Here is a 26,836-nt window from a genome sequence, read left to right on the forward strand (position 1 = left end):
ATTGTCTTTCTCAAAACGATCCCCCTTCTCTCATACGAACCAGTGTTCGGAGTAGTCTTCGTTCAGGTCGACCACCAATTCCGAGACACCCGGAAGCACCTGGACCACCTCCCTGTCGACAAGGACTTCAAGGCGCAAGCGGATACTCTCCATGTCATGAAAATGGAGCCGTTTTCTGATGCCGATTTCGACGATTCTGTCGATGGCCGCCGTCACGAGTCCCCCCTCTTTCGGCGGATTGCGAAGATCGATGTCGATCGACCTTTCGAGCCCTTTGACATAGATGCGGATCGTGCCGCTTTTCTTGAGCCTCTCCATCTCTCCATCAAGACGGATGTAGAGGGTGTCGATATCTTCCCCCCAGTAGATCTTCGTGATGGGACCGCGTACCTTGTCCATTGTCGAAAAGAGGCGCGACTCGTCGATCATGCCGCTTCCGAGCCATTCGAAAAAGGAGGTAACCCGGCCGTCGATGGTCGGATGAATCGGGAATTTCGGCTCGTTGACCAGCGCATGGAGATTTTTTTTGTCCCCCGTGATCGGCTTGAAAAGCACGGCAGGAGGGGGCACATCCATTAGGCTGTATATTTCGATCAGATGCGACCTGAAAAGGGCGTCAAACTCTTCCGAGTAATCGGTGTAGTGATCCTCCCCGTACCACCAGAACCAGTCGGAACACTCGGCTGCCAGAAAGTGGTCGGTTATCTTCTTTCGCACATCCTCCTGAAGCCTCTGTCTGTGGTTGAGATAGTCGCTTTTGGTCTGATAGATGAGCTCCCACGCCGCATTTTTTTCGGGGTGCCCGACCCAGGTGTCGAACGTGCCGTAAATCCAGGAGCCGGGGTGGAGTGTTTCCAACCTCCTTTCGTGTGTTCTGGCCAGTTCGTCCATCGTTACGGTGGAGCACCAGGGGGTCTGGCTCAGTTTGCGGTAGAGGGCATCGAAGAAGTCGAAGGCGTTATTGGGGTAGAATTCCCAGGCATTCTCGCCATCGAGAATGACAGAAACGGCCGCATTTTCGCCTTTTTCGTCGATTTTTCGAAGATGGTCGAGGAAATCGCCGGCCGCTCGGTCTCCTTCCCAGAAGCGATAGGTGAACCCAATCAGATCGCTTAGGCCGTGGTCTCTAAAGGCGATGAACAGATCGTTAAAAGCGTATCGCCGGTAGAGTTCGTCACGGTTGTCGCTTCCGATCGATTTGAAGAGGATCGCTTCGTCGGTGGCGATCCATTGCACACCGTTGTCTTTGTAGATCTCGGCGCTTTTTTCATCCACCGCCCCTTCGGCCGGCCAGAAACCGGTCGGTCTGCATCCAAAAACCTCCTCGTAGAGCGCGATGGCACGGCGCACCTGCTCTTTCGCGTCATCGACCATTGGAAAGTGGTTGGGCGGTATCTTCGTCTTCGGATTGGAGCGTTGCGCATTGCTCATGTCGATCAGCAGCGGAAGGATCGGATGGTTGAAGGGAGTCGTCGCCAGCGAAATCTGCCCCTTTTCCATCAACGAGCGGTAGAAGGGAAGAATCGTCGGAAGAAACCGCATCAGGGTCTCAAGAAGTTCCCGCTTGTCCGCCGAAGTGTACCCGCTCCCCTTTTTGAGCAGGCGATCTACCGTGGCATCGTTATGCCTGAGATAGTTGCCGCACCAGGCGAGCATGAAAAGAACTTCCAGCTCGATGAATTCGATATCGTTGAGATCGTCCCGTTTGAAAAGCTCCACATAGCGGTGAAACGGTTTGACCATCGTATCGAACTGGGTCGAGTTGCAGATTTTCATCACATAGGCGCGCTCGTCACTGCTCAGATCCCGCGGTTCCTTGCTCCAGAGTGTCAAAAAAAGATCGCACTCGATGCCATTTTGGATGTAGAGACGCAGCTGCTCGATCAGCGGCGGCGTTATATTGAATGTCGCTTTCAATGAGGGGTAGCGTGAGAGTAGCCACGGCATTTCGTAGTAATCTTTTATGGCGTGCAGAAATACCCACGGCATACCCATCTTCCCTTCCGCATTGCGGTAGTCGGGCTGATGCATATGCCAGAAGATGCTGAGAGAGAGGGCCATCTACTCGTTCATCCACTCTTTGATCAGTCCGGTATACTTTTCATAGAGCGCTTCGCCCGCATCGTTGTCCCTGGCCTGCAGATAGAGATTAAGATAATCTCCATAGGTATCGGGAATCATCAAAATCCAGTCTGTATCGCTTTCCCAGATTTTGACACCGTCGACGGTGGAGTGTTTCTTGCCCTTGGCTATCTCGATGAATTTTCTCATCATTTTGCCCTTCTTGGCCTGCGGGCAGGGAATTTTATCCATTTTGTAGAAGAAGGGGTGAATCTCCTTCCCGATTTCGGAGAGTTTGATATCGTGGCGTATGAGCATCTCGACGATTTTCAGTGTGGCGAACATCGCATCCCTGTGGAGGGTAAACTGGGTAAAAGCGAAATTTCCGTCGATCGTGGCGATCAGATCGTATTCCCGAAGTTTTTCCGCTTTGAAATTGCTGTAGACGCCCCGCTCGATAACAAGATGCTCGAAAGCGACCATGTCGGGCGCCCAGGTGGGCAAAAAGACCTTCATTTTGCGATTCTGCGACTTCGCTTCCAGGTTCAGCAGGTACAGAACGATCGAAAGCCCCTCGATCTTGTCGAAAAAATTCCCCTTGTCGCAGACCAGTGCCACCCTCTGCCCGCCCGAAAAGATGGCAAAACCAGCATCGAGTCCCAGCGAAGGGACGATTGTGGTCAAATCTTTTTTCGTCTTGTTGAGCACATGCTGAAGACTGCTCATGCTCCGCGTCTCGGGATGGGCATTGAGGGTGATGTTGTCCAGTCCGATGTCGCTCAAAATCTTCGGAAAGATATCGGCGGTAATGCCATGCATCAAATCAACAGCGATGCGTACATTTCTTGAACGGAGTATCTTCTGATCGATCGTCAGTTCGATGGCGGTGCGGTAATCGTGACACTCTTCCCAGTTCAAACTTTCATGTATCGTCCCGATTTTGGTAAATTCGACCCGTCGGAATTTTTCGTTGAAAAAAGCCTTTTCGATCGATTTGGCCGTATTGTTGTCGATGCGCAGGCCGTCTTCATTGTAAAAATTGATCTCCGTCGATGTCGGGTCGTAGAGATTGCGCCGGACATAGGCACCTCCGACGATATTCTGGTTCTGGGCGATCGCATAACGAACAACGGAGGGAGGAAGGCTTTTGAGATCGATCACATTGATACCCGCCGAAAGCAGTCCCCCGAGAAAGGCCCTTTTGATCATACGGGAACTCTTGTCGTGATCGCGTCCCACCATGATCGTCGTCCCAGAAGGCAGTTGGGCCGCGTAGGCTTCCGCCAGTTTCGTCGCCATTTCACAGCTGAGTTCGACATTCGATTTGCCGATCACGCTGCCGTATTCAAAGATCGAATTTTTGTATCTGCTGCCCCAGACCACGTTTCGATTGACGATGGCGGCGGGTTCGATCTCCTTGTCGGGCCAGATCGTGACATCCTGCTCGATTTTGGCGAGTTTGCCGATCGTACATCCTTCGGCGAGAATGAGTCCCGCCTTGGCGGTGACATTGTCGTCGATGCGGTTGTTGTTGCAGATCACACCGTTGTCGAGAATGAATTTCTTGCCGATCTCGATATCGTGCCAGAAAACAGAATTGCGTATCTGGCACTCTTCGCCCAGTGTTACATTGTCTCCGATCACGACATTGTTGAGCTTCGATCCCCTGCCGATTTTGACATTCTTTCCAACCACGACATTGCCGATGATTTCCACCGACTCGTCGATTTCGCTCTCTCCCGTCAAGTAGAGCGTCCCGTCGGGATAGGCCACCTTCCGGCCGGGGATTTTGAAAACGAGTCTCTCATTGAGAATGTCGTCGTGCACTTCCCTGTAACTGTCGGGATTTCCCACGTCGCGCCAGTATCCGACCGCGTTGTATCCCATCAGGTCGATTCCCTCTTTCATCAGCAGAGGGAAAAGGTCTTTGGCGAAGTCGAAGTTTTCTCCGACCGGAATGTAGTCGAGAATCTCCGGTTCGATGATGTAGATACCCGTATTGATCGTGTCGCTGAAGACCTCTCCCCAGCTCGGTTTCTCCAGAAACTTCTCGATCTTCCCGTCTTCGCTTGCGATGACGACACCAAACTGCAGAGGATTCTCCACAGAGGTGAGGGTAATGGTGAGTTTCGAGTTTTTCTTTTCGTGATAATCGAAAATCTTTTTGAAATCAAAGTCGGTCACGAGGTCGCCGCTGACGATCATGAAAGTGGTGTCAAGATACTCCCGGCCGAAACCGACGGCGCCCGCCGTTCCGTAATCGTCATCCGGCAGAACGTAGTGAATTTTCACCCCCCAGTTGCTGCCGTCACCGAAATGGTTTTTGATCACTTCCGGCTTGTAATAGAGCAAAATGACAATTTCATCGATACCCGTTTCAACGAGCTTGTTGAGCGTATGCTCCATCATCGGCAGATTGACAACGGGCAGCATCGGCTTGGGTATGGAATGGGTCAGCGGCTGGATACGTGTTCCGAATCCTCCAGCCATCATGACCGCTTTGATTCTTTTGGACATTATTGAATCCTTTGATAAATGAATTAATCTCTATTTATAAATTTTACAACTCCAAAACTGAATTTTTACTTCCAAAGGGGCTCTCTGTCTTTGGAAGATCATGATCGGTAATCCAGTCACTCTCGTCGACCAGATAGCCGAACTCGAAGGACTCTCCCACCGGCAGGACCTTCGTGATATAGTACTCGCCGTTCTTTTTCCGTTTCAACGGCTCCGGCTCCCAGTCGTTCCAGCTTCCCTTGATGGCGATCGTTTCGCATTCGTTGACCGGTGCCGTGAATGTAACCCACGCTTTCTTCCCTTTTTTTGTAATTTTGACCATGTTGTTCTCCTTTGATTTGGTTTGGTTCAGTCAAGGACATTCAGCATCGCGAGATGATGCGGATTGACCTGGTTTTTGTTATTGACGACCGTATCGATGTCGATCAGTCCGAATTCGCCCTTGTTCCAGACGACTACTTTGTTGGACTCTTTCGTCCGGCAGAGATGCTCCACCGCATGCACCGCGAATTCAAATCCCATCATCCTGTCGAACGTGGTCGGAACACCGCCTCGCTGAATGTGCCCAAGAATCGTCACGCGGGTATCCATTCCGAGCTTTTTTTCGAGCCATTCAGCCACTTTTGCCGTCATCTTCGTCCCTTCGGCCACAATCGCCAGGACATACCGCCTGCCATTCTCGACCTCTCTGACCAGTTTGTTCTCGATCGTGGGCAGATAGAAATCGACTTCCGGGATGATGCAGATTTCCGCACCGGAGCTGATGGCGGAAATCGCCGCCAGGTAGCCGCAGTCGCGACCCATCACTTCCACGACAAACGCCCTGTTGAAAGTCGATGCGGTGTCGTAAATCTTGTCAAGAGCATCCCTGATCGTATTAAGAGCCGTATCGACCCCCAAACAGTACTCCGTCCCGTAGATATCGTTGTCGATCGTGGTGGGAATACCCACGAAATTGACGGGAAAATCTTCGCTGAAACGATCCATCGCCCTAAAAGATCCGTCTCCTCCCAGTACCACCAGGCCGTCGATATTGAACTTTTTGAGATTCTCGTATGCCTGCTTTCGGTAATCGTATTCGTAGAAACGTTTCGATCTCGAGGAGCGTATCACCGATCCTCCGCGGTGCAGGATGCCTGCTACATCTTTATAATCGGCCTTTTTGATCTTACCGTCAATCAATCCCTCCAGTCCGTCATAGATAAGATAGGGCGTCTCCTTCTTGTCGAATGCGTAATCAACGAATTTTTTGACCGCCGCATTCATTCCGGGAGCGTCGCCTCCCGAACACATAATCGCCAACGCCATTCACTCTCCTTCAATTTCATGATAACCAACTTGAAACGATGATACTGTATATCATGTTAAAGTATCGTGAAACCGTTACAATTCAATGACCGGACTCCAAGCCTTCATGTCGGCTCTTTATGTTATCATGTACTCTCTAAAAAGAACGAATTCAAAGGAAAAAGATGAAACCGAAAGTAAAAATCGTCGCCACTGTCGGGCCATCGACCAACAATCCCGAATCGATCGCTTCACTGATCGAACACGGGGTCGATGTCTTCCGACTCAACTTTTCCTACGGAACCCATTCGGAACACAAAGAGACGATCGGCATGATCCGTTCCATCGCCCGTGAGAAGAAGAGGATCGTCGGTATTCTGCAGGATATTTGCGGCCCCAAAATCCGTATCCGCGGGATGGAGGAGCCTGTGGAAGTGAACAAAGGCGACCACCTCTTCCTCGCCAAGGAAGCCGGAAAGGACGCCTTTACCATCAGTTTTCCCGGCATTGTCGAGGATCTGAAAGAAAACGACGAGATCTTCTTCGCCGACGGTACCGTCCAGACAAGGGTTTTGCAAAAAAGAGACGACGGGGTCGTGCTCGAGGTCCTGACACCGGGACGCCTGATGGAAGGCAAGGGAGTCAACTTCCCGAAAGCGGACATTACGCTCCACGCACTCACCGACAAGGACAGGGAGGACATACGTTTCGGTGCCAGTGAGGGTGTCGATTTCGTGGCCATCTCTTTTGTCAGCAGTGAAAAAGATGTGATAGAGGCGAGAAAGATCCAGCGTGAAGCGGGCGGAACGGCCTGGATCATCTCCAAAATCGAACGGACGGCGGCGGTGGAAAATATCGACACGATCATCGACGAAAGTGACGGCATCATGGTGGCAAGAGGCGACCTGGGAGCCGAAGCCGGTCTTTCCAGAGTGCCTGTTCTTCAGAAAAACATCATCAAAAAGTGCAACAAGAAGGGCAAACCGGTCATCACGGCCACCCAGATGCTCACTTCGATGGTCAACTCCCCCTACCCGACCCGTGCGGAAGTTTCCGACATCGCCAATGCCGTTTTCGACGGCACCGACGCCGTTATGCTCTCGGACGAAACCGCCGCAGGACACTACCCGTACGAAGCGGTCGATACACTGGTTGCGACCATTCTGCAGACGCAGGAGTTCTACCCCTATTACAAATCGTTCGAAACCCGTCCGGGCGAGGCGTTTCCCCACGCCGCCGCCTCGCTCGCGCAGATAGTATCCTGCGACTTCATCGCGGCGCTGACACTTTCGGGCTATACGATGCTCCATCTTAGCAAATACCGCCCCAAAGAGAGCCTCTTCGCGATAACGACCGATCCTTCCCTCATCAACAAAACGGCACTGGTCTGGGGTGTGGAGGGTGCCGTGACGATAGACCACGCGAGTTTCCACACCGAACAGGAGATGGTCGAAACGCTTCTGGCGCATCATGGAGCGGACCCCGATGCGTTTTTGCTGGTGACAGGATATCTTGGCGAACAGATTTCCATGGGGAAAAGTATCCGCTACATTCGAAGGGAAGACAGAAATTCGTAATCTTTGAAGCTCGCCGCAGCAGCATCACAATCGAAGCGGCCGCCCCGATTGCAAAACAGCGGTCACGGTAAGTGCTTTTATGTAAGAGGCTGGTGCTCTTTCATAAGACGGTCCGAAAGCCGCTTCGGCTCGTAGGGTTTGAAGTTGTAGAGCTTTTCGTAATATTCGACCACCATGCGGGACGAGGTGAAATAGCCGTGAATATCGTTCATCCCGTTTTTGACGATGGTGATCCACTCTTTCTGATTCTCGTAATACATCGGAAGAATCACGTTTTCGAGTTTTTCCATCATCGCCAGGTAATCGTGTCTGTCCTGCTCTTCGACCGGCAGCGTGGGATCGGCATGGGGAATCGTGAAGGAGTTGACACCGTCTTTCTGGAACTCGGCATGCCATCCGTCGGCGATGGAGAAGTGGACCGAACCGTTGATGCCCGCACTCATGCCGCTGGTACCGCTCGCCTCGCGCCCCCACCTGGGTGTATTGAGCCAGACGTCGGAACCCTGTTTGAGCATTTTGGAAAGGCGAAGCTCATACCCTGTGAGCACCGCCACGTTTTTAAACTCTTTGGACATCAGAATCAGGTCGTTGAACATCGACACCGCCCTGTAGTCGAGCGGAAAGGGCTTACCCGCCCAGATGATCTGGATAGGCCGGTCTGTATTCGTAATCAGGGCCCTGAAACGCTCCATATCGTACGTCAACAGCCAGGGACGTTTGTATTCGGCGAAGCGTCGCGCCCAGACCAGTGTCAGAATATCGGGATCGAAGAGTTTTCCTGTCTGGTCCGCCACCTCCTCGAAAAGAATGTGCTTGAGATGCTTCTTTCGGCCCACCAGCTGGTAATCTTCATGTTCGAGCATCCAGCTCAGCAGCTGCTTGTCGGCCCAGTATCGCATGTTCTGTGCATTGGTGATGCTGATAATCTCGCATTTTCCCGGTACATCCTTCCACATTTCGTTGGCCACTTTTTCATGAATCTTCGAAACGGCGTTGGCCCGCTTCGAAGTCTTCAATGCACCGACGGTCAGAGAGAAGTTTTCGTCATAGTAGTCGAGTTTCTTCTGTACCTCTTCGACGGAAAAATCGTTGAAAAATCCCATTCTGCCGAGAAAGTGGACATTGTGAACCTCGTTGCCCGCCATCTCGGGCGTATGGGTCGTGAAGACAACATGTTTCTTCAGCTCTTCGAACTCGGGATACTTTTTCATCAGTTCGAAGACCATCGGCAGCGCATGCCCTTCGTTCATGTGGTAGATATCGATATCGATGCCCATTGCGTCCAGCACTTTCACACCGCCGATTCCAAGGACAATCTCCTGTGCTATCCGCGTCTCTTCGTTGGGATCGTAGAGTTTGTGGCTGATGGTTCTGGAAAGATAGTCGTTTTCGAAAATATCGGTCGTCAGCAGAATGACCGGGGCGGAACGGAATGTATCGGCCGGAAGCAGGTAGGCTTTCACTTTGACCGGTTTGCCGTTGATCATCACTTCGACGACGATTCCGGTCTCTTGAAGGAAATAGTAGAATTTCCTCCTGAAATCGATCTTGAGAGTGTTGTCTTCGTGTCTTCCTTGATCGTAATAGCCGTAACTCCAGAGCATGCCGATACCCAGCGTATGCTGACGTTTGTCGTTGGCGCTTCGCATGTGCGATCCGGCGAGAAATCCGAGACCCCCGGAGTAGGTCTTGAGTGACTGATCGATCGCGAACTCCATGGAAAAATAGGCCACTTTTGTTTTGAAGTGCTCGTCAATCACATAGGGAAACAGTTCTTTGCTCATCTTTTTGTATCCTTTGCTTTTTTTTCATCCGATCTGTTCCGGCACGCTGAGAGCCTTTCGGGCTTTCGGGCAGCGCAGCCGCTTATTCTTTGCAGAGTCGACAGATTCTAGTATACAATGATTTTCCCTTGATTTTTCGGAAAAATCGCTGCCGTTGAAATTCATAAAAATTCCATCATTGTCTATATCGGCAATTTTTTCGGGTCGTTACACTCCGATTCTTCCTTTTTTTCCCGATAAAATGCTCCTCTATCCGATAAGCCGTGTAACGATCTGCTGGGCGGATTGCTGGATTTTCGCCAGGTGCTCTTTTGAAAGAAAACTCTCCGCGTAGATTTTGTAAATATCCTCCGTACCGGAAGGTCGCATGGCGACCCATCCGTTCTTGGTCACCAGTTTGAGACCTCCGATCGGCGCCCCGTTGCCGGGTGCATTGGTAAAGATGTTTACGATCTTTTCGCCTGCCAGTTCATCGGCTTCGATATCTTCGGGCCGCAGCGTTTTGAGTTTTGCCTTCTGTTCCGCAGTGGCCGGTGCGTCGATGCGCGCGTAATAGGATTTCCCGAACCTCTCTTCGAACTCCGCATAGATCTCCGCCGGATCCCGGCCCGTCACCGCTTTGATCTCCGCGGCGAGCAGATTGAGAATGATGCCGTCCTTGTCGGTCGACCAGACGTTCCCGTCGAATCGGAGGAAGGAAGCACCCGCACTCTCTTCACCGCCAAAACCGAGCCACCCTTCATAAAGACCCTCGACGAACCATTTGAAACCCACCGGCACCTCGTAGACCTCTTTGCCAAGATCGGCGGCGATACGGTCGATCATCGAACTCGAGACGAGAGTTTTTCCGATCTTGAGATTTTCGGGCCAGGAGGTACGGTGCTTGAAAAGATACCAGATGGCGACACTCAGATAATGATTGGGATTCATGAGCCCCCCGACCGGAGTGACAATACCGTGCCGATCCGCGTCGGTATCGTTGCCGAAAGCCAGGTCGTAGGACTCTTTCAGGCGAACCAGGGAAGCCATCGCCCAGGGTGAGGAGCAGTCCATGCGGATCTTTCCGTCATGATCGAGGGTCATAAAGGAGAAAGTGGGATCGATCCACGGATTGACGATATCCATATCGAGTCCGTAATGCTCTTTGATCTTTTTGTAGACCCCCAGCGCCGAACCACCTAGAGGGTCGGCCGCGAGTCTTAGGCCGGATGCCTTGATGGCGTCCATATCGACGATCTTTCGCAGTGCTTTGACATAGGGGGTGATGAAATCGTACGTCTGCACATACGATGAGGCCAGCGCCTCTTCGTAGGAGAGTGCCTTCACCTCCGCCAATCTCCCCGCGAGAATCTCGTTGGCACGCTTTTCCACCACGGCCGTCACATCGGTGTCCGCCGGTCCTCCGTTGGGTGGGTTGTATTTGAATCCCCCATCTTCCGGAGGGTTGTGGGAAGGCGTGATGACGATGCCATCGGCGATGTCGGACGAGTTCTTGTTGTGTTCCAGGATAGCGAACGATACCAGCGGTGTGGGCGTATACTCATTGTCGGAGGCGATACGCACGTTGACGCCGTTGGCGGCACAGACACGCAGAGCCGTCATCTGCGCCGGCGTCGAAAGTGCATGGGAATCCATCCCCATATACAGCGGCCCCTCGTACCCCTGCGCTTTCCTGTATTCGCAGACCGCCTGCGTAATGGCGAGTACATGTGCCTCGTTGAAACTCTTTTTCATGGCGCTGCCGCGATGGCCCGACGTTCCGAACGCGACACGCTGGGTCACTTCCGAAGCATCGGGAGCGAGAAGGAAATAGTCGCTCAGAAGTCGCGGCAGGTTGATGATTCTCTCTTTCGGGACCGGCTGTCCGGCCAGTGTGTCAATCATGAGTTGTCTCCTCCTTCGTGTCGATGGTTGCCCTTTTCAGCGTTTTGTGTTCCATGATCCAGTGGAAAAACATGATCTGCGCGAAGAAAGGCGCAAAGATGTTGATGACGGGAAGAAAATTGAAAAGCGACGTCAAAACGGCGATGCTCCAGATCATGAAGCGATGGTGCCGAAGATGCTGATAATCCTCCTCCTCGCAGTAGAGGTTGCAGGTACTCAGGAAGTAGGATTCCCTGTAGAGCCACGACCAGAGAAAGATCTGCATGAAGACATTGGCGATCGGAATGAAAAGAATCGGAAAAGCGATGATGGAGAGAATCACGAAAACTGTCATGTCAAGCATGACACGGCCATGATGCTTTTTGCTGATGCCGCCTTCTTGAATCGTTACATTGGGATAGTCGCTCAAACGGATCTTTTCGAGGAAAGGTTTTCTAAAAACCGAAATGATCAGAAAAAGCGTCAGGATATAGGCATTATAAAAGAAATAGAAAGCCAGAAGCCAGGCGAACGCGTCGGCGACGGTCTGGAAAGGAAGCAGTGTCAGTAGTTTCTGGATTTCGTCGAATATGTATTGCCATTTTACCAATATTACAAGGGCCCAGAGAGTCGAAAATAGAAGAAGTAACGTGAATGTGTAGATATAATAGGTCTTCTGTTTGAATTTTCTAAGAAGTGGCGGGCCCACAAGGACGGTCATCGCGGCGAACGAGGCGAGCACACCGACAAACCAGAGAAAGAAGATGATGAACAGCGCGCCGTTGGCTTTGACGATCGAAAAGGGTACCCAGCCTATGATGATCGAAGCGATCGCGACGGCATAGTCCCAGAGGCTCATACTGAGCCAGACCCACAGACCCATGAGCGGCAGACCGATCAGAAGAGCGAAACGCAACACGTTCCATCTCAGTATATCGTTGATACTGCGCAGCAGATAGCTGTTCACCTGTTTCATCCAATAACTCCTTCTGGCCATGTTTTTGGGCATTCCAGCACATCTTTTTACACAGGAGAGAAAGCCGTTTTGGCACCTTTTTTGTTGAAATATTCTTCCCGGCCCTTCACAAAGCGTTTAAAAATACCGAAAAGCCGGTTCCTGTGAATGATTGGCTGTTTGGAATGAGTTTAGCAAATAAAAGCATAAAGTTTTATTTTTGGCTTTCGGCCTACTTTCCGAAAAATTGTAGTACCATATCCGGAAACGAAAAGTGAACGGAGAGTGCATCATGTATATCTTTTCGGACAGACTCTACAAAAAAGATGAGATTCTGCTTGATGAGAACAAAAAACAGATCATCTTCACGACCCTCGACAACGAAGATATCATCGAATGGCTTAAAAGCCACAATTTTCCGGAAAGCTTCATCGAAGATATCACCAATGAAGACCAGAGTGTCACCTACGAGGAGAACAACCAGTTCAAACTCGCCATTCTCAAGTACTTTCAAAAGGATCCCGAAGACGATCTCCTCTTCCATGCCCACAACGTGGTGATCATCATGAGCGAAAAGAAATTCATCTTTCTCGCCAAAGAGCAGAAACTGATCAAAACCATCACCAACAAACTCTACCGCCGCTACAAGCCGGCCGATTCGCTGGAATATATCATGTACTCGGTCATCGACATCATGGTCGACCATACCATGGGCATCGTCGATATGATCGATGACCGCCTCGAAGAGATCGAAGACAGGATATTCGACGAATCGCTGGACGAGCAGGAGGTTCAGAAAAACCTCTATTTCGCCAGGCGAACACTCAACCGTATCGGCAAACTTTCGGTGCAGCACAACGATATCGTCAACAAAATCATCAACCATTTTCCGATCAACATCCGTAAAAAGCTGAAATACGAATTCATCGACCTCAAAGAACATCTCTCCTTTCTCATCAACGAATCGAAAACCTATCTCGACAGAACGGGTTATCTTCAGACGCTGCTGATGGGCTTTTTGAGCAACCGCATGAACCAGGCGATGCAGCGACTTGCGGCCATCTCACTGATCTTCCTGCCGCTGACATTTATCGTCGGAAACTACGGAATGAATTTCAGGCATATGCCGGAACTGGACTGGAAATACGGCTACCTGTTCGTCTGGGGGCTCAACCTGGCAATCGCCTACCTGATCTTCCAGTGGCTCAAAAAGAAGAGATGGATCTGATGGAAATAACAGCATTTATTCAATTTTAATGGCTTTTTATGTATACTCGCACCATCATTGACTTTTAAAGGAGAGTAAGAATGACAAAGAGACTTGGAATGGTACTCCTGAGCATCGCTGCGGCAAGCAGCATGATGGCGCAGGATTACACAAACTCCGTAACCGTAACGGGCGGTGGATACAGCCCCCTCAACAAAGAGTGGATCGACGATGCATGGACACTCGGTGCACGCCTCGGATTGATCGAAGGCGACACACACGGCCTCGAAGTCGAGTATGACTTCATCAACAATGTGGACCTCGACAAAAACGAAGGAACAGGCGACACCTATGGCAACCAGGTGTTCGCAAACTACCTCTACCATTTCAAAGACCAGAGCGAGAGCCTGCGCCCCTATCTTCTCGCTGGGGTCGGTTACGAAAACTGGACAAACGGCCAGCTTGATGACGGCGGTGTCGGTGCCATTGGAGCAGGTCTCAAATATGCCGTCAACGAATGGCTCAATCTGCGCGCGGAAGTGAAAGATGTTATCCGTTTCGACGACGGCGGCAACACGCTAGCCTATGTAGCCGGTTTCATGATACCGTTTGGCACACCGGCTGCCGCGGCACCGGTCGCTGCCGCGGCACCACTGACCTCCCTTGACAGTGACGGTGACGGAGTCATCGATACAAAAGACAAGTGTCCCCACACGCCGGCCGGCACGATCGTTGATGAAAACGGCTGTCCCGACACTAAAGACAGCGACGGCGACGGTGTTATCGACGTTCTGGACAACTGCCCCAACAGCAAAACGAATCAGGTCGATGAAAACGGTTGTCCGCTCGATACGGACAAAGACGGGGTGCCCGATTACATCGACCAGTGTCCGAACACACCGCCGAATTTCCATGTCGATGCAAAAGGTTGTACCATTGGGGTGACGCTCCACCTGAACTTCCCGTTCGATTCGGCCAAAATTCCGGCCCAGGAAACGATGGATGTCGACCGCATTGCGGAATTTTTGAAAAAACATCCGAAGGTAACCGCGGTTATTGAAGGACACACGGACAGCACGGGACCGGCTGATTACAATATGAAGCTTTCCAAACGTCGTGCCGAAGCCGTCAAGAAAGCTCTTGTCGAGCGCGGTATCGACGCTTCCCGCCTCACGGTCAAAGCCTATGGCGAAACCAAGCCAATAGCTCCGAACGATACGGAAGAGGGACGCGCGAAAAACCGACGTGTCGAAGTCGTACTGGTTCCCGGAAAAGGCCAGTAACCGATCTCTCCTCCGCTTCCCGGCGGAGGATCAACGCTTCTTTCCGCACTTTTTTTTCATGCAACTTTTCTCAACATTTCATCTTTTTTCGGAAATTCTATTTTTTTCTTCGAAGCGCACGAACGTCTCTATTTCAACCGATTAAGAGGTTCTGTCATGTACAATGCGCCCATCAAACCGGTTGGCCGGCAGAGATTCCAGGAGGTCTGGCATGGAACGCAATATCGATGATCTCGCCCTCGAGATAGAACGCCGCATCAACCTCTTTCGGGAGGGCATGGATGAAAGTGCCCAGGCGTATGAAACCGCCGAACTCCTCGAAGAGGCCCGCAATCTCAACAAAACCCGATTCCTTGAACTTCTGAAATCACTCCCCGAAGACCTCAAAGCGGAGGTGCTCTCCGAACTTTCCAAAAATGCCCAGGGGGATGCCCTCGAAGCGATCGACGCCAAGGAGCTCGCCGAAATCATCGAAGAGATGGATACCGACGATGCAGCCGATATTGTCCAGCAGATCGAGGAGATGGACGAGGAGAAAGCCGAAGAGGTCCTCGAGGAAATCAACGAAGAGGAGAGTAAGGTCATCCGAGAACTCATCAGTTACGATGAGAACGAAGCGGGTGCCTATATGCAGACCGAACTCTTCAAGGCCTACGTGGACGAAACGGTCGGCGAATCGATCAAACGTCTCAAAGAGTTGAAAAGCCGGGGGGAGATTGACAACGCCTACCATGTCTTCATCGTCGACAGCAAGGAGCGGTTTCTGGGCATGATGCCCATGGAGGATCTGGTACTCCACGGACCCGGCGAAATCTATCGCAACATCATCGACCTCGAAGGTGTGCTGACAGTGGCCGTTCATCCAAAGGATGCGATCGACAAGGTAATCGAACTGGCCGGTAACTACAACATGAACGTGATCCCTGTCACTGACGAGTTCGGTATCTTGCTCGGACGTATCACGGCCGACGACATCTACGACCTGATGGAGAAGCAGGCAACCGACCAGATCTACGGCATGGCAGGGGTTCAGGAAGAGTCCGAAGAGAGCGAAAACATCATCGAAGCGGGGAAAACCCGCGCCATCTGGCTCGGTATCAACCTCGTCACGGCCATCGCGGCATCGATTGTGATCGGACTTTTCGATTCGACGATCCAGTCGATCGTGGCGCTTGCCGTTTTGATGCCCATCGTTGCATCGATGGGAGGCAATGCGGGCACTCAGTCGCTGACCGTAACCGTCCGTCAGCTCGCACTTGGTGACATCGATCCGACCGAAGCGAAAAAGGTTATCACAAAAGAGGTGCTTCTTTCGCTGGGCAACGGTCTTGTCTACGCGGTCGTAATGGGCCTTATCGCATGGATATGGTTCAACATGCCGATGCTTGGACTCGTCATCGCCCTCTCCATGGTCATCAATCTTCTCGCAGCCGGATTTTTCGGAGCCACGATACCTCTCGTTCTCAAAGGACTTGGCATCGACCCGGCGGTCGGATCGACGGTGCTTCTGACTACCGTTACCGATGTTGTCGGTTTTTTCAGTTTCCTGGGCCTCGCGACGATGATCCTGCTGTAGCGTCCTTCTTCGTCATTCGGGAACCCCCTTCATCCACTCCCGGACCGCGTTGCGGAGCGATTTCGAAAAACTTTTGCTCAGATGCAGATCGTTGATGGCGATGGTCGTCATCTCCGAAGCGATCGAGCGGTTTTTGGCGATCTCCCCTATGATCTGCATACTGTTTCGATAGGATTGGGCGATTCTTTTATAAAAACGCTCCATCTCCTCGAACGACTCTCTCTCCCCATCTTTGAAAGCGCCGTGAAATGCCCGCACACTCTTGATGATCTGATACCGCAGATTTCGCAGAAAGAGACTCCCCTCCCGATTGTCCTCGTCGTACCACCGATCGATGTCGTGAAGCATATCTTTGATCGATTTGGCCGCGGTGGCAAGATAGGCGGTCGTCCGTGCCATGCGGTCGAGGTCGGCCTGAAATCTCTCATCCGCCCGCTTGCCGGATAGTTCTGTGATGAAACGGAGTATCTCCCCTTCGAGACGCCGGATATGGGCGTAGAGACGGGCATAGGAGAGGGTCATGTTTTCATCGTAGGTATCCAGCAGTTTGTCAATGGGAAGATGTTCTGCAAGCACCTTCTGCGGAGGTGTGTTGACAGCCAGCAGGGCAAAATTCTCCACCTCCTCGGCAAGATGGAGAATCTCTTTGAAAAGCGCATCCCGCGCCACTTCCGGCAGGTCTGCGGAGACATTGTGGATATAGTGGGTGACATGGGCCTTCTCTTTTTTGAAAAATCGTTTCATGAAGGCAGTCAGAAACGGAATGAGGGGGTACCACATCGCCACACCCAGCACGTTGAAAAGCGAATGGAAGAGTGCGATGCGGATGACAGGATCCGAACCCGGCCAAATCGCCTCCGTCATCTTCAAAAGCGGTCCGATGGCCAGCAGTGCGACGATGCCTGTGGAGACGTTGAAGAGAAAATGAGCCAGTGCCGTTCTCTTCTTGTCGGGAGACCCGCCCACGGCACCGAGTATCGCGGTTACCGTCGTCCCGACATTTGAGCCGATGACAAAGGCTGCCGCCGCCTCGAAACCGATGATATGGGCAAAAAGTGCACTCTGCACGATGGCGATGGATGCGGAGCTCGACTGGATCAGCGCCGTGACACCCAGCCCCATCAGCGCATACCAGCCAAGATGGGCGAAACGGTGGGCGCCGATATCGAAATCTTCCGCAAAAAGCGAAAAACTCTCTTTCATCCCTTCAAGTCCGAGGAAGATGAGGCCGAACCCGACCATCGCATTGAAGAGACTTCTTGTACGCGTCCCCTCTTCCAGAAATATGCTGGCCAATCCCCCGATCCCAATGAATGCGTAGGAGAGGATCTTTATATCCATCTTGAAACCGACGAACCCCACGATCCATGCCGTCACGGTGGTTCCGATATTGGCTCCGAAGATAACGGCAATAGCGTGTTCGAGGCTCATCAGCCCCGCACCGATGAGAGAGATGGCCATCAGAGTCACCACCGAGGAACTCTGAAACAGGGCCGTGGCAAACAGTCCCGCCAAAAAGCTGCGAAACCGCGTCCCCGTGGCGAAGCGTATCCAGCGCCGAAACGCCCGTCCCGCCGAGAGCCGTATCTGGCTCTCAAGATAGATCATTCCAAAAAGGAAAAGTCCCAGACCGGAAAAGGCTTCGATCCATATTTTAAGGCTTTCCATCCTTCAGGTCCTTCTTACTCCACCTCTTTGGTTGAAGCGCCGAAGGTGCACTCCTGCCGATCGGGATTTTCTGCGGCAAAGAGCTCAGCACGCGGCGCCATATTCACAGATAGATCTTCTCTTTCGGCCTGACGATATGGGCTCTTTTTCCCACTTTTTCGCGAATCGCTTTTTTGAAAACGCTCTGCTTTTCCCGTTCTCCGTGAACCAGGCAGATTTTGCCCAGTTTCTTGATATGGGCAATCCAGTCGATCAGATCCTGCTGATCCGCGTGGGCCGAAAATCCGTTGATCGTGTATATCTTCGCGCGGATGCGGATCTCCTCCCGGTATATTCGTACCCATTTCACCCCGTCGACAATATACCGCCCCAGCGTCCCTTCCGCCTGGTAGCCGACGAAAATGACGCAGTTGCGCTCGTTCCAGAGCCTGTTTTTGAAATGGTGGAGAATCCTTCCGCCTGTGCACATGCCGCTCCCGGCGATGATGATGGCTCCCCGTTCGATTTCGTTGATCTTTTTCGACGACTCCACATCACAGGTAAATCGGAGGTAGGGAAAATCGAAAACATCCCCGTCCTCTTTGTAGAAGAGATTGCACTTAGGCCCCAGCTGGCGGTGGAACTTCGAGAAGAGATGGGTCGCCTTGATCGCCATCGGGGAGTCAAGAAAGACTTTGCAGCGGGGAAGTTCTCTCTCGCGGTACATATCCTTCAGGATGCAGAGCACCTCCTGGGTCCGTTCGATCGCGAAGGAGGGAATGATGACATTGCCACGGTTGAGCAGTGTCTTTCTGATCGCCTTTTTGAACTCCTTAATCGTCTCTTTCATATTCTTGTGGTTCCTGTCGCCGTAGGTCGATTCGATAAAAAGCATATCCGCTTCCGGAACGTTTTCGACATACGGCATCACCAGGTCGTCCCTGTTGCCGAGATCACCGCTGAAGACCACTTTATGGGTCTTCCCCTCCTCCTTGAACCGTATTTCCACTGTCGCCGAACCAAGAATGTGGCCGGCGTTGCGAAATATGACCTTCACCCCTTTTGCCACCTTCAGAGGCCGGTCGTATTTGGCCCGGATATGGGTCAGCAGCCAGGTATCTTCCACATCCTCGGTCGTATAGAGAGGTTTTGGTACACTCTTCTCTTCGCCGCGCCTCTGCGCTTTGCGGTAACGTGTGCGATACTCCTCCTCCATCAGCTTGGCACTGTCGAAAAGCACCACCTGGGCCAGTTCGAATGTCGCCTTCGTCGCTACGATGATTCCATCAAATCCCTCTTTTACGAGTTTGGGAATACGCCCCACGTGATCGAGATGCGCATGGGTAATGAGAAGTATGTCGACCTTCCTCGGGTCGAAGCCGAAGTGCTGCCGGTTCTTCTCGTCTTCCCCTTCTCCCTGGAACATACCGCAGTCGATGAGAATACGAAGACCGTTTCGTAGCTTCAGAAGATGGCAGGAGCCTGTCACCTCCTCCGCCGCACCGAAAGATTGTACGATGGCCATGTTTCACCTCCTGCCGATTGGCGAGCGCTCAGGCCCGCCGGCAGGACTCCTCTTTAGCCTTGATCGCTTCAAGACGCTTGAGAATGTGGTCGAGTTCCGCCAGGTTCTCTTCGCACTCTTTTTGCAGTTTCTCGCGTTTGCTCACTATCAGGTTGATCTGTTTTTGAACATCTTCGAGGTCGATTTTGCAGTTCTGTGCCGCCTGTTCCTCCTTGTCGAGTACCCATTCGGTCGCTTTTTTCAGAAATTCCATCATGTGGACTCCTTCGCAATTTTTTTAAGAGTAACACAAAGTATATTAATACCTGATGTTACGCAGAGCATGGGCAAAGCCCATGCTTTGGCGGGGAGACAAGCCTCCCCTAAAACTTCGAAATCGAATATTTCGAGATGACGTTCCGCTTTTTTGCGTAACCTCAATTAATAACCGATGTCAATCCATGCTCTTGAACAGCTCCGCCGTGTTAAGAGCATAAAAGCCCCTGAGCTCTTCATAGAGGTCGGGAAAGTGCTTTTTCAGGATTTCTGGTTTCTGAAAGAAGAGTTCGGTGATTACGGCGAAAAATTCTGCCGCGCTGGTGGCGGCATACTCGCCGATGAGCCTGTAATCCTCCCAGTTGCGGTTTTTTATGCTTTTTTCTCTCAACTCGTTAAAACGGCGGTAGAGTACCGTCGTCCATCGGTGATACCGTGACCGTTCCAGAGGCGGAATCCCGTCGGCGGCGCCGTTTTCGAAATCGAGAACATGGGCGAGTTCGTGCAAAATGACGTTGTGCCGGCGGATGTGCAGAGCTTCCCGCCTCGCTTCGTTCCAAACGATGACCACGGTATCGCCGGCGGATTCTCCTTCCAGAGCCAGATCCTCTTCCCGGTAGATTCCCCCTTCCGATTCGATCTGCCTCTTTACCACATCATAGGGGTAGATGAGAATGGTTTGCAGTTCATCGTAACACTCGTCGGGAATGTTGACGACCATCAGACAGGCGTAGAAGGAGATGATCGCCTTCATCTCGTCCGTCACCTCCGTGCCGATGCCGACAAATTCTTTCGTCCAGACAAAAAAGAGCAGTCGCGGACGGATTTTCTCCTTCAGCCTCGCCGGCAGAACCCTGTAATGGGCAACTTTTTCAAGCGCTTCGCGATAGGATGGCGGAAGAGCCGTTTTCTGAGCCCTTTTCCACAAACGCATACGCCGGAAATAACCCACCGCCTGCCAGGTCAGAAAGAGCGCCGCCAGGAGCAACAGAATCTGCGTCAAAATGATGTAGTACAATGTGTCCCATCCCCCAGAAAGGCTTTCACCTCCTCCCAATCGCCCCGGAAGAGTATACGCTCCCGTCGTTTTTGTATCTGGTAGTCGTACATCGGGTCGTAATACTCCCGCAGCAGGTATTCGACCCAGGTTTTGTGCGCTTCCACTCGGCCGCTTGCAATCTGCTCACGGTAGGCGTTTCGAAGCATCTGAAGCACCTCTTTGCAACGTTCGCCCCCCAGACGCTTTTGGATACGCCCGATCGCCTTTTCGATATCTTCGTACCACCGCTTGAGCGGATCCTCGAAGCGGTGCAGCGCATACCCCTCCTGGGCCCGGACCACATACTCTTCGAAGGTGATCGCCACCCTCCGTTCCATCGATGTTTTCAGCACGACAAGAGGCGCCTTTGCCAGGTGTTCGTAGAGCTTTCTTGGCAGATAGAGACGGCCGACGTTTTTTCCCTCGTCTTCGAAAACAAGCCGTTTCCACCCAGTCGCCAGCTTTTTTATGATCGCATAGGCGAGCGCGTTTTCAAAATCGATCTGCGTCGGCTGGGGAGTGATTTTTCTGCCGAATGATGAGCCCCTGTGATTGGCGAGGGCTTCCAGGTCTACCGCGTCGGGGAGGGTACGAAGCAGTATCGTCTTGCCGGAGCCGGTCCTGCCGGCGAGCACCAGAGGGGAAAACCGGGCCTCACTTCGCTCCATCTCCTCGATGAGATAGCGCCGGAACGCTTTGTACCCCCCTTCGATGCGGACGATATCACACCCCGCCTCGGCCATCCACGCCTGGGCGATCTGCGATCTTAGCCCGCCCCGGAAGCAATAGAGCAACGCATCCGGATGCGTTTTAACAAAACTGCACCACGCTTGGATGCGCCGGGCTTTCACACCGCCCGAAACGAGTCTGTGCCCCAGTGCGACAGCCGCTTCGTTGCCCTCCTCTTTGTACATTTTTCCTACAAGATGCCGTTCTTCGTCACTCATCAACGGCAGGTTGACGGCACCGGGGAAAGCTCCTTTGGCAAACTCCACGGGTGCTCTGACATCGATAAGGGGTCTGCTTTCCAAAACGATGCGCCGGTAGTCGTCCGTTGTCGGAAGCGGCAATCTACTCCACCTCGATGAGATGTTCGCGTCGCGCATGGGTTTCGCCGATGGGTTCCAGATTAAGTCCGTGCTTTCGTGCTGTCTCGTAAAAGGCATCAAGCCCGGACTCTTCGACGATGACAAGAAGGCCTCCCGATGTCTGGGCATCGCATAGAATCTCTCTTTGCTGCTGTGTCATCTCGCCGATTTTGTGGCCGTAGCTTTTGAAATTTTTGCGCGTGCCGCCCGGAATGCACCCCATTCGACGGTACTTTTCCACATTGGGAAGAAGGGGCACCCTGTCAAACCGGACGGTCGCGCCGATGCCGCTGCCTTCGCAGATTTCGCTCAAATGGCCGAGCAGGCCGAAACCGGTTACATCGGTCATGGCACAGACACCTTCGAGCCTGGCGAAATCGCTTCCGGCCCTGTTGAGTGTGGTCATTGCCTCGATGGCGGGGGTGATATCGTTTCCTTCTATCTTCTTCTGTTTCTGGGCAGTGGAGAGAATACCGATGCCCAGCGGTTTGGTGAGGAAAATTCTGCACCCCTCTTTGGCCGTATCGTTTCGCATCAGGTAGCGGTTTTCCACCAGTCCCGTCGCCGCCAGGCCGAATATCGGCTCAGGCGAATCGATGGAGTGTCCGCCGGCAAGGGGAATGCCCGCCTCTTCACAGACCGCCCTTCCCCCTTCGATCACTTCCCTCCCCACTTCGGCGGGAAGCTTGTCGATGGGCCATCCGAAAATCGAAATCGCCATCAGCGGTCTGCCGCCCATGGCGTAGATGTCGCTGAGTGCATTGGTCGCGGCGATCCGGCCGAAGGTGAACGGATCGTCCACGATCGGCATGAAAAAATCTGTCGTCGAGAGGATTGATGTCCCGTTTCCAAGATCGTAGGCTGCCGCATCGTCTTTGCTGTCGTTTCCCACGAGCAGCTGCGGACACTCGATCTTTGCCCGTGTCGTCTTGAGAATGTCGTCAAGCAGCACAGGGGATATTTTGCACCCACACCCCGCACCGTGGCTGTATTCGGTAAGTTTGATGGTTTCTGACATATCTGTTCCTTACGTTTGTTATACTTGCGAATTATATCACTGATATTACGCACATTGAAACGGATCGAAGCATGAAGATAGAGATACCAAATTACGCCACAATCGACATACGGCATATCGTCTGCGACTACAACGGCACGATCGCAAAAGACGGCATGATTCTTCCGCATCTTAAAACGCTGTTGCAAAAGCTGTCGGAAGAGTTTACGATTCATGTCATTACGGCCGATACCTTCGGAAGTGTCACGGCGCAGCTGGCGGAATGCCCCGTATCGATCAAGATTCTTGAAACCGACGATCATACGAAGGAGAAGATGGCGTTCGTCCGCTCTTTGGGAGAGGAGTTGTGCGTCGCGCTGGGAAACGGAAACAACGACGAAGCGATGCTAAAAAGCGCAAAACTCGGCATCGCGGTCACAGGGGATGAAGGGTGCAGCACAAAAGCGTTGATGGCGGCCGACATTGTCTGTCGCGACATTTCGGACGCCCTGGAACTGCTGCTTCATCCCAAACGTCTGACCGCCACGCTGAGGCGTTAGCCGATTTTTTTCATCAGGCGAGGAGATCCTTGATCGGCAGGTTGTTGTTGGTCAGGATTTCGGGGTTTTTGATGCCATACATCCTGTAGATGGTCGCAGCGATGCTGAAGACCTGGAAATGGTACGATTCGCCCGAACTTCCGAAATTTTTGGGACGCTGATAGATTCTTCCACCTCCGCCTGTCACCTCGGTCTCCCCGACGATACCCAGATGGTTCATGTAGTCGCCGCCCCCGAACCAGTAGACATTCTGAAGATTGCCGTGGTCCCAGCCCAGTGAATTGTTGTAGTTGACATTGCGTCCGAACTCTCCGAATACGACGATATTGATGTTGCTCTTGCCCGCGGCTTTCAAATGGGCCATCGCCACTTCGATCGACTCCATCAGCTGGGTCATCCGCCGGGTGTAACGGTCGATGGCGTTGGAGTGGTCGTCCCATCCGCCAAGGCCTGGGCTTCCCATGCTCACGATTTTGGTGTATTCGTTGTTGATGAGCAGGCTGACCGCCGTTTTCAGACGATTTCCGAATGTGTTGTCCGGATAGACGATGCCTTCGGGCAGGGTGATTTGGTGGATATCGTCGGCAAACTTCTCGAGTGTGACGCGCCGTTCGAACGACTCCTTGATCTTTCCGGCGCGATTGTATTTCTGCGCCAACGTATCGAAAATCTCGCCGATAGTCGTATTGGTCTCCTTGTTGAGAACCCGGCTTTCATACCATGAAGCCGAGCCGCCACGCTTGTAGGGATTGTCGGAGCCGCTGCCAAACGCCACCGGCTTGAGGAAGGGTTTGAGATCGACGTCATCTTCGGTGAAAAAGGTCGACTCCCCCTCCATCGTGACGAAAGGAATCGTCTTGCCCACATCATCCGTTCCCGAAGGTTCGGTGATGACACCTTTGTGATAGAGGATGGAGGCGAGATTCGCGATGATGCCCGCACCCCCTTCCGTCTCCTTGCCCCTCTGGGCCTGGGATGTACACGCGCCGTGTGACTTCAGATCGTCCACCGTCCGGAAACAGGTCCTAAAAACGTTCATATCCCCGGCATCGAGCATCCGCTGCATCGCGTAGCCCCCGGCATTTCCCCAGAAACCATCCTGCGTCAGCTTGATATAGCGCTCGTTTCCCAGAGGATAGGGATTCTGGCTCTTTTCACTGATCTCTTCTATATTCGTCATGTTTCCGGCCAGCTGGGACGGACCGCCGTAGAGGTAGATGATGATGGTCTGCGCATTGTTGTTTTCGTATACGGAAGGATCGAATTCGATACGGTCATAGTCGAGATCGGCGCTTTTGAGCGAAAGCGGCAGAACGGAAGAGATGCCAAGAGCACCGAGTCCTTTCAGAAAGTGCCTTCGGTTGAAATGTGCTTCGTTAAAATCGGTTCGTTTCATCTTCATCCTCCTATTTCACCGCTTGGAATTCGTAAATGGAATCGAGTCTGGAAAGGTAGTCGAGCACCAGCATCGCAAACTCCCCGCGCTCTTTGAGATCGTCGATCTCTTTTCGGTTACCATACAGGTCGATCCAACTCAGATTGTCGAAGGTTTCGTCGTAATCCTTTTCGTCGTCGATCAGGTCTATGAGGAAATTCCTCTCCTCCTCGGCCGCTTTGCGCCCCGCGATCGAAAGGAAGAGCGAATCGACGATATAGCCGGCGCGTCTTCTTTCGTTGGGCGCCCATTCGTGCAGCCTTCTTCCGTCTTCGCCCAGCTCCGTCGGACTGATCAGATCGGCCGGCAGATTTTCGAAAAGCTCGTAATAGGGCCAGCCATCGTCACTGTTTTGCAGTGAGGCGTTGCGTTCGTAGTTGGTCATGACATTTTCACGAATCGTCTTGTGGAACCATGCGAAAGATTGCGAATCGAGCGGCACCTCGACCTTGCGCCCCAGCTTGTAGCGCATCGTCGACTGGTGCATACTGTCGAGATTGCGCGCGATGTAGTAGAACGATTTCGCCTTGGGAAGCCACTTCAGCGCTTTGGCGATTTGATAGAAGGACTCTTCGAAGGAGCGTGTTTTGGCCGACTCGAGCAGGTAGGCTTTCGAATAGACGATCTGCTTGAGCAGTCCCGTCCAGGTCATCGGCCGGCTTGCAATCAGCTGATCGACGACACGGTTTTTCCGCTCTTCCGTGAAATTGGGGAAATAGAGGTCGACGAGCCGCCGAGTCACCGCGGGAACGAAAGTGGGCTGCAAAACGAGGGCGCTGTAGAAATCGGTCCCGTTTTTGATCACCTGGCCCGGGAAGAGATCGGTGATCGGCTCCACGTTTTCGTCCAGCGTCATGACGAGCGTGTTCGAACGGCGGTCGAGTTTCCAGTTTTTCAAAGCTTTCGCCGCCAAAGGAACGTGGGCATCGTTGAAATCCATCGTATAGATCTCCAGCATCTCCCGACCGTTGTCCTCGGGGCTTCGGAAGCGGCGCCAGTTTTCGTCGGTCATCATGTGGGTGAAAGTCACCCATTGCATACTGAAGCCCGCGTCGAAATCGCGCACCAGGTCCCCGTACACGTCGATCGCGTCGACGGTGTAGACCGTGTCGAGCTCGTAGGCCGGCGAAAAGAGAATGGTCTGACTGAGGATGTAGGCCGCCCATCGGTTGATATAGGCGCGCCCCGGCTGAAGCTCGTAGAGACGGGCAAGCATCGAGGCGACGATCTTGTTGTCGCCCCAGCCGTATTCGTCGTAATATTTCATCTTCTCTTCCACAGCCGCTATCTCTGCGGGAGAGTTCTGCCTGTCGAAGAGGGCCCGGGTATCGCTGATGAAACTGCCGGAGTTGACGGCTTCGACCAGCGTATCGTAGTCGACACCGTAAAAGAGTGTGCCGTAAAGCTTGATCGCCACTTTATATTTTTGCTCTTCGGTGAGTGCATTGAAATCTTCATCCGTCAGCGGGGCGAGCCGATACCGATCGTAGGGTATCTCGCTGGCAAGAACCGGTATGCTGTAAAGAACCGGTCCGGAGGCGATCTGGTTGAAGGCATCCTCATCCGTCAGTTTCAGGTTTCGGACACCGCTGTCGGCATATTTGGCATAGGATTCCTTCAGGTGCGCCGCCGCCTTCGCGAAAGAGACAGGCGTAATGTCTAGCGACGGTACGCGCTTGGCCACCTTTTCCACGACATCTGTCAGTTCGTTCTCGGTTTCGGGCACTTTCAATATCCCCTGCTCTTTCAGGGCGGAGACGACCTCCTCCTTGATCTCGATGCCGTTGGTGGGGTCCGCATCCGCATCAAGAGACTGAAGGAGCGCATCCACTCTCATGTCGCTCTCGATGATGAGAGCGCCGTCGGAGAGCTGGGTCTCTTCCAGTGTACGCAGTCTGATGTTTCCGAGTGTGAAGGTACACCCTTTTCCGACCTCGAAACGGAATGCGCCTTCCTCATCGGTGATCCCGTGCTGGCTCCCACAGTTGTAGGCGACACCCTTGACAGGGGAATCGACCAGATAGGCGGTCCCGACGACTGAAGAGCCACCGCTTCCGGGGAGGACGCCCCCGTCTGACGAAGCGGTCGTGGAACCGCCGCCTCCACCGCCACAGCCGACAAGAAGCATACCGGCCGCCACGACCAATACATGACGCAGTTTGCTGTTCACTTTACTCATT

The 26,836-nt window shown here is 52.7% G+C and carries 20 protein-coding genes; 5 read left to right on the plus strand and 15 right to left on the minus strand.

The genetic code is table 11. From position 1 onward, the window contains the following. Positions 1–30: 30 nt before the first annotated feature. The 4 genes from JMG82_RS02235 to JMG82_RS02250 are packed head-to-tail and all read right to left on the minus strand — an operon-like array spanning position 31 to position 5,886. Entirely contained in the window at positions 31–2,061 is a 2,031-nt protein-coding gene (locus tag JMG82_RS02235; protein WP_201353313.1) for a glycoside hydrolase family 57 protein, read from the minus strand. Further along, positions 2,062–4,578, minus strand: a complete 2,517-nt coding sequence (locus JMG82_RS02240; RefSeq protein WP_201353314.1) for a sugar phosphate nucleotidyltransferase — start codon at positions 4,576–4,578, stop codon at positions 2,062–2,064. A 43-nt stretch (positions 4,579–4,621) separates the two neighbouring features. After that, entirely contained in the window at positions 4,622–4,900 is a 279-nt protein-coding gene (locus JMG82_RS02245) for an isoamylase early set domain-containing protein (RefSeq protein WP_201353315.1), read from the minus strand. Between the two features lie 26 nt (positions 4,901–4,926). Beyond that, positions 4,927–5,886, minus strand: coding sequence for a 6-phosphofructokinase (locus JMG82_RS02250; RefSeq protein ID WP_201353316.1), 960 nt, complete (start codon positions 5,884–5,886; stop codon positions 4,927–4,929). 164 nt (positions 5,887–6,050) lie between these two features. On the opposite strand from JMG82_RS02250, the gene pyk reads away from it, so the two are divergent. Further along, complete coding sequence (gene pyk / locus JMG82_RS02255) at positions 6,051–7,442, plus strand: pyruvate kinase (RefSeq protein ID WP_201353317.1); 1,392 nt, start codon at positions 6,051–6,053, stop codon at positions 7,440–7,442. Positions 7,443–7,519: 77 nt separating this feature from the next. Here the strand turns inward: pyk and glgP are convergent, their stop codons facing one another. From glgP to JMG82_RS02270, 3 genes are all read right to left on the minus strand, one after another. Continuing rightward, positions 7,520–9,226: an alpha-glucan family phosphorylase gene (glgP, locus tag JMG82_RS02260; protein ID WP_201353318.1), complete on the minus strand. Its 1,707-nt coding sequence runs from the start codon at positions 9,224–9,226 to the stop codon at positions 7,520–7,522. 249 nt (positions 9,227–9,475) lie between these two features. Further along, positions 9,476–11,110, minus strand: a complete 1,635-nt coding sequence (gene pgm / locus JMG82_RS02265; protein ID WP_201353319.1) for a phosphoglucomutase (alpha-D-glucose-1,6-bisphosphate-dependent) — start codon at positions 11,108–11,110, stop codon at positions 9,476–9,478. After that, positions 11,103–12,065, minus strand: coding sequence for an EI24 domain-containing protein (locus tag JMG82_RS02270; RefSeq protein WP_201353320.1), 963 nt, complete (start codon positions 12,063–12,065; stop codon positions 11,103–11,105). Before JMG82_RS02270 ends, pgm begins: the two co-directional genes overlap by 8 nt. A gap of 271 nt (positions 12,066–12,336) precedes the next feature. Here JMG82_RS02270 and JMG82_RS02275 point away from each other — a divergent pair, with 271 nt between their 5' ends. The 3 genes from JMG82_RS02275 (at position 12,337) to mgtE (ending at position 16,110) form a co-directional block, all read left to right on the plus strand. Further along, positions 12,337–13,272 carry a magnesium transporter CorA family protein gene (locus JMG82_RS02275; RefSeq protein ID WP_201353321.1) on the plus strand — a complete coding sequence of 312 codons (936 nt, stop codon included), beginning with the start codon at positions 12,337–12,339 and terminating at the stop codon, positions 13,270–13,272. Between the two features lie 80 nt (positions 13,273–13,352). After that, entirely contained in the window at positions 13,353–14,534 is a 1,182-nt protein-coding gene (locus JMG82_RS02280) for an OmpA family protein (protein WP_201353322.1), read from the plus strand. A 211-nt stretch (positions 14,535–14,745) separates the two neighbouring features. Next, positions 14,746–16,110 carry a magnesium transporter gene (gene mgtE / locus JMG82_RS02285; protein WP_201353323.1) on the plus strand — a complete coding sequence of 455 codons (1,365 nt, stop codon included), beginning with the start codon at positions 14,746–14,748 and terminating at the stop codon, positions 16,108–16,110. A gap of 12 nt (positions 16,111–16,122) precedes the next feature. Here mgtE and JMG82_RS02290 read toward each other — a convergent pair whose 3' ends face one another. The 6 genes from JMG82_RS02290 to selD form a co-directional block, all read right to left on the minus strand. After that, the gene (locus JMG82_RS02290; protein WP_201353324.1) at positions 16,123–17,778 is read right to left on the minus strand and encodes a Na/Pi cotransporter family protein; all 1,656 of its coding nucleotides are present in this window, start codon (positions 17,776–17,778) and stop codon (positions 16,123–16,125) included. A gap of 103 nt (positions 17,779–17,881) precedes the next feature. Next, entirely contained in the window at positions 17,882–19,282 is a 1,401-nt protein-coding gene (locus JMG82_RS02295; RefSeq protein ID WP_201353325.1) for an MBL fold metallo-hydrolase RNA specificity domain-containing protein, read from the minus strand. 28 nt (positions 19,283–19,310) lie between these two features. Further along, complete coding sequence (locus tag JMG82_RS02300) at positions 19,311–19,538, minus strand: hypothetical protein (protein ID WP_201353326.1); 228 nt, start codon at positions 19,536–19,538, stop codon at positions 19,311–19,313. Positions 19,539–19,715: 177 nt separating this feature from the next. Next, on the minus strand, positions 19,716–20,555 hold the full coding sequence (locus JMG82_RS02305) for a M90 family metallopeptidase (protein ID WP_201353327.1): 840 nt from the start codon (positions 20,553–20,555) through the stop codon (positions 19,716–19,718). Beyond that, positions 20,537–21,646, minus strand: coding sequence for a tRNA 2-selenouridine(34) synthase MnmH (gene mnmH, locus JMG82_RS02310; RefSeq protein ID WP_236579166.1), 1,110 nt, complete (start codon positions 21,644–21,646; stop codon positions 20,537–20,539). The genes JMG82_RS02305 and mnmH overlap by 19 nt, the downstream gene beginning before the upstream one ends. Before the next feature lies 1 nt (position 21,647). Beyond that, on the minus strand, positions 21,648–22,682 hold the full coding sequence (gene selD / locus JMG82_RS02315; RefSeq protein ID WP_201353329.1) for a selenide, water dikinase SelD: 1,035 nt from the start codon (positions 22,680–22,682) through the stop codon (positions 21,648–21,650). A gap of 71 nt (positions 22,683–22,753) precedes the next feature. Between selD and JMG82_RS02320 the strand changes: the two genes are divergently transcribed. After that, positions 22,754–23,221, plus strand: coding sequence for an HAD family hydrolase (locus JMG82_RS02320; RefSeq protein ID WP_201353330.1), 468 nt, complete (start codon positions 22,754–22,756; stop codon positions 23,219–23,221). Positions 23,222–23,234: 13 nt separating this feature from the next. Here the strand turns inward: JMG82_RS02320 and JMG82_RS02325 are convergent, their stop codons facing one another. Beyond that, positions 23,235–24,617 (minus strand): DUF1501 domain-containing protein, encoded by a 1,383-nt coding sequence (locus JMG82_RS02325; RefSeq protein ID WP_201353331.1) that lies wholly within the window; start codon positions 24,615–24,617, stop codon positions 23,235–23,237. Between the two features lie 10 nt (positions 24,618–24,627). Next, positions 24,628–26,835: a hypothetical protein gene (locus tag JMG82_RS02330; RefSeq protein ID WP_201353332.1), complete on the minus strand. Its 2,208-nt coding sequence runs from the start codon at positions 26,833–26,835 to the stop codon at positions 24,628–24,630. Between the last annotated feature and the right edge of the window lies 1 nt (position 26,836).

The sequence above is a fragment of the Hydrogenimonas urashimensis genome, from assembly GCF_016593255.1.
GTDB lineage: Bacteria > Campylobacterota > Campylobacteria > Campylobacterales > Hydrogenimonadaceae > Hydrogenimonas > Hydrogenimonas urashimensis.

Coding starts and splice junctions, on each gene's coding strand:
- JMG82_RS02250 (WP_201353316.1), bottom strand. CDS start 5,886: ATGGCGTTGGCGATTATGTGTTCGGGAGGCGACGCTCCCGGAATGAAT.
- pyk (WP_201353317.1), top strand. CDS start 6,051: ATGAAACCGAAAGTAAAAATCGTCGCCACTGTCGGGCCATCGACCAAC.
- JMG82_RS02270 (WP_201353320.1), bottom strand. CDS start 12,065: ATGAAACAGGTGAACAGCTATCTGCTGCGCAGTATCAACGATATACTG.
- JMG82_RS02235 (WP_201353313.1), bottom strand. CDS start 2,061: ATGGCCCTCTCTCTCAGCATCTTCTGGCATATGCATCAGCCCGACTAC.
- JMG82_RS02245 (WP_201353315.1), bottom strand. CDS start 4,900: ATGGTCAAAATTACAAAAAAAGGGAAGAAAGCGTGGGTTACATTCACG.
- JMG82_RS02300 (WP_201353326.1), bottom strand. CDS start 19,538: ATGATGGAATTTCTGAAAAAAGCGACCGAATGGGTACTCGACAAGGAG.
- JMG82_RS02320 (WP_201353330.1), top strand. CDS start 22,754: ATGAAGATAGAGATACCAAATTACGCCACAATCGACATACGGCATATC.
- selD (WP_201353329.1), bottom strand. CDS start 22,682: ATGTCAGAAACCATCAAACTTACCGAATACAGCCACGGTGCGGGGTGT.
- pgm (WP_201353319.1), bottom strand. CDS start 11,110: ATGATTGACACACTGGCCGGACAGCCGGTCCCGAAAGAGAGAATCATC.
- mgtE (WP_201353323.1), top strand. CDS start 14,746: ATGGAACGCAATATCGATGATCTCGCCCTCGAGATAGAACGCCGCATC.
- JMG82_RS02325 (WP_201353331.1), bottom strand. CDS start 24,617: ATGAAACGAACCGATTTTAACGAAGCACATTTCAACCGAAGGCACTTT.
- JMG82_RS02295 (WP_201353325.1), bottom strand. CDS start 19,282: ATGGCCATCGTACAATCTTTCGGTGCGGCGGAGGAGGTGACAGGCTCC.
- JMG82_RS02275 (WP_201353321.1), top strand. CDS start 12,337: ATGTATATCTTTTCGGACAGACTCTACAAAAAAGATGAGATTCTGCTT.
- JMG82_RS02240 (WP_201353314.1), bottom strand. CDS start 4,578: ATGTCCAAAAGAATCAAAGCGGTCATGATGGCTGGAGGATTCGGAACA.
- glgP (WP_201353318.1), bottom strand. CDS start 9,226: ATGAGCAAAGAACTGTTTCCCTATGTGATTGACGAGCACTTCAAAACA.
- JMG82_RS02280 (WP_201353322.1), top strand. CDS start 13,353: ATGACAAAGAGACTTGGAATGGTACTCCTGAGCATCGCTGCGGCAAGC.
- JMG82_RS02330 (WP_201353332.1), bottom strand. CDS start 26,835: ATGAGTAAAGTGAACAGCAAACTGCGTCATGTATTGGTCGTGGCGGCC.
- JMG82_RS02290 (WP_201353324.1), bottom strand. CDS start 17,778: ATGGAAAGCCTTAAAATATGGATCGAAGCCTTTTCCGGTCTGGGACTT.